General features: G+C 69.9%; 11 protein-coding genes. 7 read left to right on the top strand and 4 right to left on the bottom strand.

Annotation, left to right across the window (positions count from 1 at the left end):
* Positions 1–13: 13 nt before the first annotated feature.
* A complete protein-coding gene (locus JNL41_RS16390) occupies positions 14–967 on the bottom strand; it encodes a 2-oxoglutarate and iron-dependent oxygenase domain-containing protein (RefSeq protein WP_293476805.1) in 954 nt (317 codons plus the stop codon).
* 41 nt (positions 968–1,008) lie between these two features.
* Entirely contained in the window at positions 1,009–2,886 is a 1,878-nt protein-coding gene (locus tag JNL41_RS16385; protein ID WP_293476803.1) for a monovalent cation:proton antiporter-2 (CPA2) family protein, read from the bottom strand.
* Between the two features lie 107 nt (positions 2,887–2,993).
* On the opposite strand from JNL41_RS16385, the gene JNL41_RS16380 reads away from it, so the two are divergent.
* The 3 genes from JNL41_RS16380 to msrA all read left to right on the top strand — a co-directional run bounded on the left by JNL41_RS16380 (position 2,994) and on the right by msrA (position 5,051).
* Positions 2,994–3,704: a CoA transferase subunit A gene (locus JNL41_RS16380; protein WP_293476801.1), complete on the top strand. Its 711-nt coding sequence runs from the start codon at positions 2,994–2,996 to the stop codon at positions 3,702–3,704.
* Complete coding sequence (locus JNL41_RS16375) at positions 3,704–4,363, top strand: 3-oxoacid CoA-transferase subunit B (RefSeq protein WP_293476799.1); 660 nt, start codon at positions 3,704–3,706, stop codon at positions 4,361–4,363. The genes JNL41_RS16380 and JNL41_RS16375 overlap by 1 nt, the downstream gene beginning before the upstream one ends.
* A gap of 100 nt (positions 4,364–4,463) precedes the next feature.
* Positions 4,464–5,051 (top strand): peptide-methionine (S)-S-oxide reductase MsrA, encoded by a 588-nt coding sequence (gene msrA, locus JNL41_RS16370; protein WP_293476797.1) that lies wholly within the window; start codon positions 4,464–4,466, stop codon positions 5,049–5,051.
* Here msrA and JNL41_RS16365 read toward each other — a convergent pair.
* Positions 5,048–6,586 carry a glycosyltransferase family 39 protein gene (locus tag JNL41_RS16365; RefSeq protein WP_293476796.1) on the bottom strand — a complete coding sequence of 513 codons (1,539 nt, stop codon included), beginning with the start codon at positions 6,584–6,586 and terminating at the stop codon, positions 5,048–5,050. The genes msrA and JNL41_RS16365 overlap by 4 nt on opposite strands.
* Positions 6,587–6,794: 208 nt before the next feature.
* Here JNL41_RS16365 and JNL41_RS16360 point away from each other — a divergent pair, with 208 nt between their 5' ends.
* The 4 genes from JNL41_RS16360 (at position 6,795) to JNL41_RS16345 (ending at position 11,964) form a co-directional block, all read left to right on the top strand.
* Positions 6,795–9,359: a TonB-dependent receptor gene (locus JNL41_RS16360; protein WP_293476794.1), complete on the top strand. Its 2,565-nt coding sequence runs from the start codon at positions 6,795–6,797 to the stop codon at positions 9,357–9,359.
* A gap of 201 nt (positions 9,360–9,560) precedes the next feature.
* Entirely contained in the window at positions 9,561–10,562 is a 1,002-nt protein-coding gene (locus tag JNL41_RS16355; RefSeq protein WP_293476792.1) for an agmatine deiminase family protein, read from the top strand.
* On the top strand, positions 10,562–11,440 hold the full coding sequence (gene aguB / locus JNL41_RS16350; RefSeq protein ID WP_293476790.1) for an N-carbamoylputrescine amidase: 879 nt from the start codon (positions 10,562–10,564) through the stop codon (positions 11,438–11,440). The genes JNL41_RS16355 and aguB overlap by 1 nt, the downstream gene beginning before the upstream one ends.
* Complete coding sequence (locus JNL41_RS16345) at positions 11,437–11,964, top strand: GNAT family N-acetyltransferase (RefSeq protein ID WP_293476788.1); 528 nt, start codon at positions 11,437–11,439, stop codon at positions 11,962–11,964. The genes aguB and JNL41_RS16345 overlap by 4 nt, the downstream gene beginning before the upstream one ends.
* A 199-nt stretch (positions 11,965–12,163) precedes the next feature.
* Here JNL41_RS16345 and JNL41_RS16340 read toward each other — a convergent pair whose 3' ends face one another.
* Positions 12,164–12,949 (bottom strand): phosphatase PAP2 family protein, encoded by a 786-nt coding sequence (locus JNL41_RS16340; RefSeq protein WP_293476786.1) that lies wholly within the window; start codon positions 12,947–12,949, stop codon positions 12,164–12,166.
* Positions 12,950–13,112 lie beyond the last annotated feature (163 nt).

Genomic DNA, 13,112 nt, shown 5'->3' with positions numbered 1-13,112 from the left:
AGCCTAGGCGCCGCTACTTCAGCTTGATCTCCAGCAGCCGCTCCTGGAGGTAGCCGTCCGCTGTGATCGGCTCCGGATAGCGGTCGGGATGCTGGGCGTCGACCGTCTGGGGCAGGGTCTTGATCAGGTAGTCCGAGTTGAAGTGCAGGAAGAACGGCGTCGAGTAGCGCGGGAAGCCGCGGCGTTCGGGCGCCGGGTTCACCACGCGGTGCGTCGTGGACGGCAGCTTGTGGTTCACCAGCCGCTGCAGCATGTCGCCGATGTTGCACACCAGCGACCCCGGCGGCGGGTTGATCGCGATCCAGCGGCCGTCGTGGTCCCTGACCTCGAGGCCCGCCTCCTCGGCGCCGAGCAGCAGCGTGATGACGTTGATGTCCTCGTGCGCCCCGGCGCGGATGTGCGGGCCGTCCTTGGGCACAGGCGGATAGTGCAGGAGGCGCAGGATCGAGTTCCCGACGTCGACCTTGTCGTCGAAGAAGTGGCGATCCAGGCCCAGGTAGGACGAGATCGCCTCCAGGACCTTCAGGCCCATGGCGTCCAGGGCGGTGTAGAGCCACTGAACCTTCTCGTGGAAGTCGGGCAGTTCGGCGTCGGGCCAGACGTTGTCGGCCATGTGGTCGCGGAACGGGTGGCCGGGCGGCAGGTCGCGGCCGACGTGCCAGAATTCCTTGAGGTCGAAGTGCGTGGCGCCCTTGGCCGTCTCGATACCGAAGGGCGTGTAGCCCCGCTGGCCGCCGACGCCGAGCTTGTACTTCCGCTTCGTCTCCTCCGGCAGGGCGAAGAACTTCTTCATCTCCGCGATGGCGGCGTCGACCTTCTCCTGCGGGAGGCCGTGGTCGGCGATCACGGCGAAGCCCCAGCGGGCGTAGCTGTCGCCCAGCTTCTGGCTGAAGGCGTCGAAATCCTTCGAGAAAAGACCGAACGAGACCGGCTCGATACGGTCCTGGATCTGTTGCGCGTGGCTCATGCGCGTCTTCTACACCCGGCCCCCTGCGGCTCCAAACCGGGCTATCCCGCCTGGGCGCGTTGGGCCGCGGCGCGGTCGTTGTCGGCTTCCTCGGCTTCCTCCTTGCGCAGGCGTCGCATCTCCTCGGACAGCAGCTTCTCCATGGTCTCGCGGCTGTCGCGCACCGCCATCGCATACTGGTCCTGCTCGCCGTAGACGGGGGCCAGCTTGTGGAAGAGTTTCAGGTCGTGCTCGCGGAACAGGCTGACCGCCCGCGCCGCGCGCCGGTCGGACAGGCCCAGCCGCAGCAGCGCCTTCTTGCCGAAGAGGAGCGCGCTCTCGAACGTCTCGCGCACCACCTCGTCGCCGCCCACCCGGATCAGCTCGTAGGCGTGGCGCCGGTCGAAGGCGCGCGAGATGATGGTCAGGTTCGGGAAGTACTCGGTGGCGGCCTTCACCAGCTCGACGGCCTTGTCCTTGTCATCGATGGCGACCAGCAGGATCTTCGCCTTGTCGGCCCCGGCGGCGCGCAAGAGGTCGAGGCGTGCGGCGTCGCCGTAGTGAACCCGCCAGCCGAAGCGGCGCAGCGTGTCGATCTGCTCGATCGAGGAGTCCAGCAGCACCACCTTGAAGTCGTTGGCGGTCAGCAGGCGGGTGGCGATCTGCCCGAAGCGGCCGAACCCCGCGACGATGGCGTCCGGCTCGTCGGTGTCGAACGGCAGCCGCTCCGGCTCGGCGAGGGCGCCGGGGCGGGCCAGGACCAGCCGCTCCCAGGCCAGGAAGGCCAGCGGCGTCAGCGCCATCGAAAGCGCCACGACCGCCGTGGCCAGCGCCGCCTCGTCCGCCGTCAGCACCCGCGACGCCGTCACGAAGCCCAGCAGCACGAAGGCGAACTCGCCGCCCTGCGCCAACGCCACCGCGACCGTCCCGGCATCCCTGCGGTTCTTCCTGAGCGCCACGCCCATCGCGAACATGGCCGCGAACTTCGCGACCATCAGGCCCAGCGTCAGCGAGACGATGACGACCGGCCGCTCGGCGATCAGTTGGAAGTTCAGGCCCGCGCCGACCGTGATGAAGAAGAGGCCGAGCAGCAGGCCGCGGAACGGCTCGATATCGGTCTCCAGCTCGCGGCGGAACTCGCTCTCGGCCAGCACCACGCCGGCCAGGAACGCGCCGAGCGCCGGCGACAGGCCCACGAGCTCCATCAGCGCCGCCACCGCCACGACCAGCAGGAGCGCCGAGGCGGTGAAGATCTCGCGCAGCCGGGCCGCCGCGATGAACCGGAAGATCGGCCGCGTCAGGTAGCGGCCGCCGACCACCACCACCGCCACGGCGCCGAAGGTCGCGAGGACCCGCACCAACTCGGGCTGCCCGCCGAGCACCCCGGCATGGGCGGACGCCGCGGCCTCGGCCGCCACCGGCCCGTGCGCCAGCAGCGGCAGCAGCGCGAAGAGCGGAATCACCGCCAGATCCTGGAACAGCAGCACCCCGAAGGCCACCTGCCCGACGGGGCCCTGCCTCAGGCCCTTCTCCTCCAGGTTCGAGAGCACGATGGCCGTCGAGGACATCGCCAGGATCAGGCCCACGGCCGTGGCCACCGACAGCGGGGCGCCGAGGGCCAGCGCGATGGCGCCGACCGCGGCGGCGCTCGACAACATCTGCAGCAGGCCCAGGCCGAAGATCGACCGCCGCATCTCCCATAGCAGGGCCGGCCGCACCTCCAGTCCGATCAGGAACAGCAGGATCACCACGCCGAACTCGGCGAACTTCATCACGTCGCCGGGCTCGCCCACGAGGTCGAGGACGAACGGCCCCACCACCGCGCCTGCGATCAGGTAGCCCAGCACCGAGCCCAGCCCCAGCCGCTTGGCGATCGGCACCGAGATGACCCCGGCCGCGAGGTAGACCAGGGCCTGGGTGAGGAAGGACTCGGCGTGCATGACGCCCACTCTGACCCGAACCCAGGGCGCCTGTCTCAAATCATCGACTGATGAATTATTTTGGCCGGCCCATTCTCAACCGCTGTTTTGCGGCGTATCAGGCCGTCATGGCTGACAAGGTTCGCAAGGACGCGGTCGAGGCGCTGCAAGGGCTGCTCTTCGACGGCATGACCATCATGGCGGGCGGCTTCGGGCTGTGCGGCATTCCCGAAAACCTGATCGCGGCGATCCGCAGCTCCGCGGTCAAGGACCTCACGGTCATCTCCAACAACTGCGGCGTCGACGACTTCGGCCTGGGCATCCTTCTCGCGGGGGGGCAGATCCGGAAGATGATCTCGTCCTACGTGGGCGAGAACAAGCTGTTCGCCGAGCTCTACCTCTCCGGCAAGCTGGAGCTGGAGTTCAACCCGCAGGGCACGCTCGCCGAGCGCATCCGGGCGGGCGGCGCGGGGATTCCGGCGTTCTTCACCCGGACCGGCGTCGGGACCCTGGTGGCCGAGGGCAAGGAAGTGCGCGAGTTCGACGGCGAGCTCTACGTGATGGAGCGCGGCCTCACCGCCGATCTCTCGATCGTCAAGGCCTACAAGGGCGACCGCGAGGGCAACCTGACCTACCGGATGACCGCGCGGAACTTCAATCCGATGATGGCCACCGCCGGCAAGGTCTGCGTGGCCGAGGTCGAGAAGCTGGTCGAGACCGGCGCGCTCGACCCCGACAACATCCACACGCCCGGCATCTACGTCGACCGGCTCCTCGAGGGCGTCCACGAGAAGCGCATCGAGCAGCGGACCGTCCGCAAGCTGGAAGGAGCCGCCTGATGACCCAGGACGCCAAGGGCTGGACCCGCGACCAGATCGCCGCGCGGGCCGCGCAGGAACTGCGCGACGGCTTCTACGTGAACCTCGGCATCGGCATCCCGACCCTCGTGGCCAACCACATCGCGCCCGGCATGCATGTGACGCTGCAGAGCGAGAACGGGATGCTGGGCATGGGCCCGTTCCCGACCGAGAACGAGGTCGACGCCGACCTGATCAACGCCGGCAAGCAGACCATCACGGCGCTGCCGATGAGCTCGTTCTTCAGCTCGGCGGACAGCTTCGCGATGATCCGCGGCGGCCACATCGACCTCTCCATCCTCGGCGCCATGCAGGTGGCCGCCAACGGCGATCTCGCCAACTGGATGGTCCCGGGCAAGATGGTGAAGGGCATGGGCGGCGCCATGGACCTGGTGGCGGGCGTCAAGCGCGTCGTCGTGGTCATGGAGCACACCGAGAAGACCGGCGCGCCGAAGCTGCTCGAGGCCTGTACGCTGCCGCTCACCGGCAAGGGCGTGGTGGACATGGTCGTCACCGATCTCGCCGTCTTCGACGTCGGCCGCGGCCGCAAGCCCCTGACGCTGATCGAGCTCGCCGACGGCGTGACGCTGGACGAGGTGAGGGCCAAGACCGAAGCGGCGTTCGAGACGTCCCTCGCCTGATGCGGCGAAGGCGGCCTTGAAGCCGCCGCAGGGCTCCTCACGTATTGTTGCCGGTGTCACCGCTTGCCGGATCGGCAAGGCGCGAGGAATCCTGCCGCCCATGAAAAAGCTCGCCTTCCCCCTCGTCGTGGCCGCCGTGGCGCTCGTCGCCGGCGCCGCGCCCGCCGCTTCGGGCCTGAAGACCGCGGTCTTCGCCGGCGGCTGCTTCTGGTCGATGGAGAAGGGCTTCGAGAGCACGCCCGGCGTCGTCTCGGCCGTCTCCGGCTACTCGGGCGGCTCGTCGACCAGCCCGACCTACGAGAACCACGCCGGCCACCTGGAGGCAGTGAAGGTCACCTACGATCCGGCCAAGATCAGCTACACGCAGCTAATCGACAGCTATTATCACCACATCGACCCGACAGACCCCGACGGCCAGATCTGCGACAAGGGTCCGTCGTACAAGCTGGCGGTGTTCGCCGCGAACGCCGAGGAGCGCGCGGTCGCGGAGGCCGCCAGGGCCAGGTACGGCAAGGAGCTGGGCGCCCCGATCACGGTGGCCACCCGCAACGCCGCGCCGTTCTACAACGCCGAGGGCTACCACCAGGACTACTACAAGAAGAACCCGGTGGCCTACGAGCGCTACCGCATCGGTTGCGGGCGGCCCCAGGCGCTCCGCGCCGTGTGGGGCGGCAAGGAAGCCCACTAGGGCTGGGCGGGCTCCGGGCCCCCGGGTCCGCGCGGGCGCGGCGCGAAGCCTTCGCCGACGAACATCTCGATCTTGCGCCGGTGCTTGCGGTCCAGCCGCACGCTGCCGATCTCGAGGCCGCCCGCGCGGGCGAAGTCCGCCTCCATCTCGGCCCGCCGCCAGCCCTCGTAGCTGACCATCAGCACGCGCCCGCCGATCGCGGGGGTCAGCGGCGCGGCGGTCTCGGCCTGGTTGCGCGGACCCTCCATCAGCAACCAGGAGGTGAGCGACGGCGCGCCTTGCGCGAAGCGGTCGCGGCCGTAGTAGGCGGTCGAATAGAACAGGAAGCGGTTGTTGACGGCGATGGCGGTCAGCCCCGGCTCGCGGGCGGCGCGGTCGAGGATCAGGTCGGCCGTCTGGCTCCAGCCGCGGGCGCGCTTCAGGCCGTTGGCGAGGCCGACCCGGTCGGCGAGCGCCGGCGAGATCACCGCCGCCAGGAAGAAGGCCGCGACCGCGCCCTGCATCGCCACCGCCGCCGTCAGCCACCGCCGCGCCCGCCAGCGCACCAGCCACGCCGCCGCCAGGATCGAGCCCGCCAGGTATCCGGCGCCGGACCAGTTGGCGTTGGCGCGGCTGATGAAGGCCTGGGCGGTGACGATCAGCAGCGGCGGCAGCGTGAAGCAGAGCAGCGTCAGGTCCGCGTCGGGGAGCCGCCGTCGCCGCGCGGCCAGGAAGACGCCGACCAGCAAGGCGCCGAGCGGGATCGGCCCGAACACGCCGAACTGCGAGCCCACGAAGGCGCCCAGCGCCGCCAGGTTGAAGAGCTGAACCCCGTTCCAGGCGGCGTTCGAGGCCGTGTGCTGAAAGGTGGCGAAGTGGTGCGACGCGTTCCAGGCGAGGTTGGGCGCGAGCACCGCGCCGAGCGCCAGGACCGCCGCCAGCGCCGAGGCCGGCGCCCAGGCCGCCCGGGCGCGCCGCGACACGGCGAGGTGGATGGCGAGCCCGATCAGGGCGTAGACCGCGGCGTACTTCGACAGGAACGCCAGCCCCAGCGCCGCGCCCATCGCCGCCGCCAGGCCCAGCCTGCGCCGGCCCCCGGCCTCCAGCAGCTCGACGTAAGCCAGGATCGTGAGGCCCAGGAACATCAGCAGCGGCGCGTCGGTGGCGGCCACGAGGGCCGAGAGCTGCACCCCCGGCATCAGGGCGTAGAGCGCCGCCGCCGCCAGTCCCGTGGGCGGGCCGTAGAGCCGCCGGCCGATCAGGAAGACCGCCAGGGTCGCGCCGGCCTGGAACAGCGTGGCCGACAGCCGCACCCAGGCCTCGGCGTCGCCGCCGAGCGCCGTCGTCGCCCAGATCGCCCAGGCGATCACCGGCGGCTTGGAGTAGTAGCCGAAATCGAGGGTGCGCGACCAAAGCCAGTACTGCGCCTCGTCCGGGTAGAGTTCCAGCGGCGTCGCGAAGAGCGCGACCATGCGCACGACGCTCAGCGCCAGGACGAGCAGCAGCGCCGTCCGCGTCTCGCTGCCCGCGTCGCGGCCGGTCGGGGACGACGTCATTTCACCCAGGTCTCCAGGGACGCGGACCGTAGTGGCTGACGTCGGATTGGGCAAAGACTGATGCGTTTGAGCCGCACTGTGACAGTCTCTGGGGGTGTGTCACAAAACCATCACCAACAGCCGTGCTTTTGGCGCTATAGGGCCGGCAAGACTCAGGGGCGTCCGAAGGGAGCCCCATCGGTTGGGTCTGTGGGAAGGGGTCTACTGAATGCACATGAAACTGAGCCGCGCGCTTTGCGCGACGACGGCGCTGGCCACGGGCCTGCTGATTTCGGGCGCCGCGTTCGCCCAGTCCACCGGTACGGCGATCGTCGAAGAGCTGGTCGTCACCGGCTCCACGGGCCCGAAGAACCTCGACGGCGCGATCGTGGCGATCGAAGAGCCCAAGTCGCGGGCCTCGATCACCGACGAGTTCATCAGCCGGCAGGCGCCGGGCGGCACGATCCTCGACGCGATCAACATCCTGCCGGGCGTGAACTTCACCAACAACGACGCCTACGGCTCGGCCGGCGGCGACGTGGTCATCCGCGGCTTCGACAGCCAGCGCGTGGCCCTGATCCAGGACGGCGTTCCGCTGAACGACAGCGGCAACTACGCCATCTTCCCGAACCAGCAGCTCGAGCCCGACCTGATCGCCCAGGCGACGGTCAACCTCGGCACCACCGACGTCGACAGCCCCACGGCCGCGGCCGCCGGCGGCACGATCAACTACATCACCAAGCGCGCGTCGGAAGAGTTCGGCATCCGCGCCGAGGTCGGCGCCGGCAGCGACGACTTCCAGCGCTACTACGGCACCATCGAGTCGGGCGCGATCGGCCCGTTCGGCACGAAGATGTGGGTCTCGGGCGTCTACACCCGCAACGACCTCGTGAAGCCGAAGAACTCGCCGCTCTCGCCGAACGGCAAGATCCAGAAGAAGCAGTTCAACGCGCGGATCGACCAGGACTTCGGCGACATCGGCGAAGCCAGCCTGATCTTCAACTACAACGAAAACCGCAACAACTTCATCAACCGCCTCAGCCTGGCCACCTTCGGCCGCCAGGGCGTGACGGCCGCGGGCGCGCCGGACACCACGATGGTGTCGCCGCTCACCTGCGTGCGCCCGACCCCGGCCAACGGCACGGCCCAGGTCGACAACTCGACCGGCTTCGCCTGCGCCACCGGCTACTACGACTTCAACATCAACCCGTCGAACACCGGCAACATCCGCGGCCTGTCGAAGTGGAACCTGGGTGAGACCCTCACCCTGACGGTCGACCCGTCGTTCCAGTACGTGCTGGCCAACGGGGGCGGCGTGCAGCTCTTCTCGGAACGCGACGCCCAGCTCCGCGGCAACACCGCCGCCGTCGGCGTCGACCTGAACGGCGACACCGACACCCTGGACTCGGTCTACGTCTACCGTCCGAACACGACCAACACCCGCCGCTACGGCGTGTCGTCGTCGCTGATCTGGAAGTTCGCGGACAACCAGAGCTTCCGCGTCGCCTACACCTTCGACCGCGCCAAGCACCGCCAGACCGGCGACGCCGGCCCGATCGGCTCGGACGGCACCGTCGAGAACGTGTTCGGCGGCAAGGACGGCGAAGGCGCCAAGATCCTGCTGCCCGACGGCACCAACCTGCGCCGCCGCGACCGCTACTCGATCGCGCTCCTGAACCAGTTCTCGGCCGAGTACCGCGGCCGGTTCATCGAGGACAAGCTGCTGGTGAACGTCGGCCTGCGCGCCCCGTTCTTCAAGCGCGACCTGAACAACTACTGCTTCCAGCGCGACACCTTCAACGCCTACTGCACCACGCAGACGGGCTTCGCGATCCCCGGCACGAACGACGGCACGGGCAAGCCGCTGGTGGTCTTCCCGACCTCCGCGCTGGCCGGCACGGCGGCGGGCGCCGAGGTGCTGACGGGGGCGAACCTCGCCGCCTACCGCGCCTTCTTCAACACCACCGCCGCGAACAGCCCGTTCTACGGCCAGCCGCGCTCGTTCACGCGCAAGTACGACAAGCTGCTGCCGAACCTCGGCGTCAGCTACGACTTCACCGACAACCTGTCGGCCTACGCCAGCTATGCGAAGACGCTGTCGGTGCCGCGGACCGACGACCTGTACGACCGGATCCTGGTCGATCCGGGCCCGGAAACCAGCGACACCTTCGACCTGGGCGTCCGCTACCAGACCTCGACCTTCCTGGTCTCGGCGGCGATCTACCAGACCGAGTTCAAGAACCGCATCGAGCGCGTCCTGGACGAGCCCTCCGGCATCGCCTTCTCGCAGAACGTCGGCGACGTGCGGAACAAGGGCTTCGACGCCCAGTTGGGCTTCAAGCCGATCGACCAACTGAGCTTCACCGCGTCGTACTCGTTCATCGACACGGAAATCCTGCAGGACATCCCGAACGCCGTGGCCGGCGTGCTGCCCACCAAGGGCAAGCACACCTACGAGACCCCGCGGCACCAGGGCGGCGCGCGCCTCCAGTACGAGCCGTTCGAGTGGCTGAGCCTCGGCTCGCAGGTGAAGTGGGTGGGCGACCGCTACACGAACCTGGTCAACACCGAGAAGTTCCGGGGCTACGAGCTGGTCGACTTCGACGTCCGCTTCAACATCAGCAAGCTCGGCATGTTCGAAGACACGATCAAGAACACCTACCTGCAGCTCAACCTCCGGAACGCCTTCGACAAGCGCTACCTGGGCGACATCACGCCGAACCTGACGGGTACGGCGCTGGCGCAGCCCGGCTACCGCCGGACGTTCATCGCCACCCTGCACGCCGAGTTCTGAGAACCCGACGACAGGACCCGAGTTGCGGAAGGGCGGCCCTCGCGGGCCGCCCTTTTCGCTGGACGCTTGACGCAGGGGTCCGCGGGGGCCATCTGCGCACGCCCCGGCGCGCTCAGCGCGCCAAAGCGTAAGAATGCGCGCAGTCCGGGCGCAAAAGTGGGACCACTTTTGCTGACCGCGCGCGGGAAAGGGGACACCGCCGTGAGCTTCGTCGTTCCGCCCGAGTGGGCTGCGCACAAGGCCATGTGGCTGGGTTTCCCCAGCCACGCCGAGCTGTGGCAGGACGACCTCGAGGCCGCGCAGGACGAGGTGGCGGCGCTGGCCCGCGCCCTGGCCGGCCCCGGCGGCGAGCGCGTCCGGGTCATGACCGGTCACCCGGGCGGCGAGCACGCCGCGCGCCGGCTCCTCGGCGGGGTTCCCGGCATCGAGCTGATGCAGGGCCGCTTCGGCGACATCTGGCTGCGCGACACCGGCCCGATCTTCGCCGGCGGCCAGGCGCGCGCCTTCCGCTTCAACGGCTGGGGCGGCAAGTACGAGCTCGAGTACGACGACACCGTCGCCCATCAGATCGCCGAGATGACCGGCGTCCCGCTGGTGACGCACGACTTCATCCTGGAAGGCGGGGCGGTCGACCACGACGGCAAGGGCACGGTGCTGACCACCGACCAGTGCCTGCTGAACAAGAACCGCAACCCCGGCTGGACCGCCGCCGACGCCGAAGAGGCGCTGGCGCAGAGCCTGGGCGCGCGCAAGGTGCTGTGGCTGGGCGAAGGCCTGCGCAACGACCACACCGACGGCCACGTCGACAACCTGGCCCGCTTCGTCGCGCCCGCCACCGTGGCCGTCCCCGTCGCCTGGGGCCGCGGCGACCCGAACGCCGAGGCCTACGACGACGCCGCCAGGCGCCTCTCGGGCATGACCGACGCCGACGGCGAGAAGCTGAAGGTCGTCCGCATCCCGTCGCCGGGCTGGATCGACGGGGGAAGTAGTGACCATGGGGGCCCGATCCCGGCCAGCCACATGAACTTCCTGATCGCCAACAAGGCCGTCATCGTGCCGATCTACGAGAAGCAGCCGGGCGACTTCGCCGTCGGCGTGCTGAAGGAAATCTTCCCCGACCGCGAGGTGATCGGCCTGCCGTCCATCGCCATCCTCACCGGCGGCGGATCCTTCCACTGCATCACCCAGCAGGAGCCGGCCTGATGCCCCGCACCCTCAAGGCCGCCGCCATCCAGACCTCGTACGGCGACGACATGGCGGCCAACATCAAGAAGACCGAGGGCTTCATCCGCGCCGCCGCGGCCGAGGGCGCGCAGGTGATCCTGCCCAGCGAGTTGTTCCAGGGCCCCTACTTCTGCGTCGCGCAGGAGGAACGCTGGTTCAACACCGCCTATCCCTGGCGCGAGCACCCGGCGGTCACCGCGCTGGCGCCGCTGGCCGGCGAGCTGGGCGTCGTCATCCCGATCTCGATCTTCGAGCGCGAGGGGCCGCACTACTTCAACAGCCTGGTGATGGCCGACGCGGACGGGTCGCTGATGGGCGTCTACCGCAAGAGCCATATCCCCGACGGCCCCGGCTACATGGAGAAGTACTACTTCCGGCCGGGCGACACCGGCTTCAAGGTCTGGGACACCCGCTTCGGACGCATCGGCGTCGGCGTCTGCTGGGACCAGTGGTATCCGGAGTGCGCGCGGGCGATGGCGCTGATGGGCGCCGAGGTCCTCTTCTACCCCACGGCCATCGGCTCCGAGCCGCACGACCCGAGCCTCGACACCGCCGCGCCGTGGCGGCGCGCGATGCAGGGTCACGCGGTCTCGAACGTCATCCCGGTCGTGGGCGCCAACCGCATCGGCTTCGAGCCCTGGGCCGGCTACCCGAACGGCGGCCAGCAGTTCTACGGCTCCAGCTTCATCGCCGACCACCGCGGCGACCTGGTCTCCGAGCTCGGTCGCGACGACGAGGGCATCGTGGCCGCGACCTTCGACCTGGACTTCCTGAAGACCCACCGCGCCGCCTGGGGCTTCTTCCGCGACCGCCGCACCGACCTCTACGGCGCGCTGACCGGGCCGAGGCCGGCATGATCGAGACGGAACGCCTCATCCTGCGGCCGTTCCGCGACGACGACTGCGCCCCCTTCGCCGCCATCAACGGCGACCCGCGCGTCGGTGGCTGGCTGGGCGGGCCGTTCACCCGCGAGCAGTCGGACGCCACGGTCGACCGGATCAACGCCCAGGTCGCCGCCGACGGCTTCGGCTTCTACGCCGCCGAGCAGAAGGCCGACGGCGCGCTCGTCGGCATGATCGGCATCCGCCGCAACCCGGCGGGCGGCCCCGCCCCCGCCGCGGTCGAGCTGGGCTGGCGCCTGGCCGTCGCCGCGCAAGGGACCGGCCTCGCCACCGAAGGCGCCAAGGCCTGCCTCGACTGGGGCTTCGCCAACCTGGACGTGGCCGAGATCCTGGCCTGGACCGCCGCCAGCAACGTCCGCTCCCAGGCCGTCATGCGCCGCATCGGCATGACGCCGGACCCCAGCCGGGACTTCATCCACACCGGCCTGCCGGAGGACCACCCGCTGCGGCCGCACGTCGTGTTCGCGGCGAGGCGGTAAACTCCTCTCCCCCGAGCGGAGCGATGGAGGGAGAGGGCAGGGTGAGGGCCGGCTGGGCGACTCCGTTCGCCTTTCGAGGGCCCGCAAGCTTCGCCGCCGCACATCCTCGCTCGGCCATCGGCGGATCACGCTCTCACGAGCCGGCCCTCACCCTACCCTCTCCCTTCTTCGCGCCTGACGGCGCTCGCGGGAGAGGAGGTCAGCACCCCACGGGCTTCGCCTTCGCCCGCGCGATCTCGCGCTTCGCCTGCTTCAGGTCCGCCGCGAACGCCTTGTCGGCGTGCAGCCGGGCCATCATCGCCGCGCCCAGGGTGCGGCCCGCCTCCACGTCGGAGGGGAAGTGGACGCCGCAGACCACGCGGCTGTCGCCGCCCGCCTTGCCGGTCTCCAGGAGCGCGGTCGCGCGGTCGGGCTTCAGCTCGGTCAGCAGCAGCGCCCACGACCACGCCGTCATCGCATGGCCGGACGGGTAGGACGCATTGGTCTTCATCCAGTCCTCGCGCGGCACGCAGAGCGGCGCGTCGTTGCCGATCAGCGGGCGCTTGCGGTCGTAGGCGGCCTTGGCGGGCGTGCCGAGCGTGCGCACGTCCAGCTCGATCCGGTGCAGCATCCGCGAGGTGACCGGCGTCGTCTTCTCCGACAGCTCCACGCCGACCGCGCACGAGAACCGCTTCACCGCGCCGCCGCCCCAGAGGTCGTTGTCCTGCTGCGCGGTCTTCCACCGCTCCGAACCTTCCAGGCGGCGCGTCTCCTCGAAGACCGTGCGGTCGGCGCGGCCCTGCGGCGACTCCGGCGCGGGCGGCGGCCCGAGGATCTCGGCGCCGTTCAGCACCCCTTCCTTCAGGTAGCCCACGAGCTTCGTCGGGACCGGCCCCATGGAGGGGTCCTTGTCGTCGCTCTGGAGCGCGTAGGCCGTGGTGGCGCCGGCGGCGACGAGCGAGGCCGCGAGCGCGAGCGCGGCGGGGAGGGCGAGGGGGCGGATCACGTCGGCGTCCTTCGGAACGGGGGCCCGGGATTGAAGGGGCTGAAGGCCGCAGGCGCAAGCGGCCCCTGCATTTGCCGCTAAAGGCCGGATCGGCTAGAGGAGGCGACCTTGCGTGCGAGGGGACCGCCCGCACCGCCGCGATTTCCGAAGATCTCTTTTCCGA

It is taken from the genome of Phenylobacterium sp. (genome assembly GCF_016793285.1).
Lineage (GTDB): Bacteria > Pseudomonadota > Alphaproteobacteria > Caulobacterales > Caulobacteraceae > Phenylobacterium.
Note: the sequence above shows the minus strand (reverse complement) of the source record. Positions and strands in the feature narration are given on the sequence as shown.

What these genes read in the sequence shown, in the direction of transcription:
- JNL41_RS16365 (WP_293476796.1), bottom strand. Translation starts at nt 6,586, where the DNA reads ATGACGTCGTCCCCGACCGGCCGCGACGCGGGCAGCGAGACGCGGACG.
- JNL41_RS16360 (WP_293476794.1), top strand. Translation starts at nt 6,795, where the DNA reads ATGCACATGAAACTGAGCCGCGCGCTTTGCGCGACGACGGCGCTGGCC.
- JNL41_RS16385 (WP_293476803.1), bottom strand. Translation starts at nt 2,886, where the DNA reads ATGCACGCCGAGTCCTTCCTCACCCAGGCCCTGGTCTACCTCGCGGCC.
- aguB (WP_293476790.1), top strand. Translation starts at nt 10,562, where the DNA reads ATGCCCCGCACCCTCAAGGCCGCCGCCATCCAGACCTCGTACGGCGAC.
- msrA (WP_293476797.1), top strand. Translation starts at nt 4,464, where the DNA reads ATGAAAAAGCTCGCCTTCCCCCTCGTCGTGGCCGCCGTGGCGCTCGTC.
- JNL41_RS16345 (WP_293476788.1), top strand. Translation starts at nt 11,437, where the DNA reads ATGATCGAGACGGAACGCCTCATCCTGCGGCCGTTCCGCGACGACGAC.
- JNL41_RS16390 (WP_293476805.1), bottom strand. Translation starts at nt 967, where the DNA reads ATGAGCCACGCGCAACAGATCCAGGACCGTATCGAGCCGGTCTCGTTC.
- JNL41_RS16380 (WP_293476801.1), top strand. Translation starts at nt 2,994, where the DNA reads ATGGCTGACAAGGTTCGCAAGGACGCGGTCGAGGCGCTGCAAGGGCTG.
- JNL41_RS16375 (WP_293476799.1), top strand. Translation starts at nt 3,704, where the DNA reads ATGACCCAGGACGCCAAGGGCTGGACCCGCGACCAGATCGCCGCGCGG.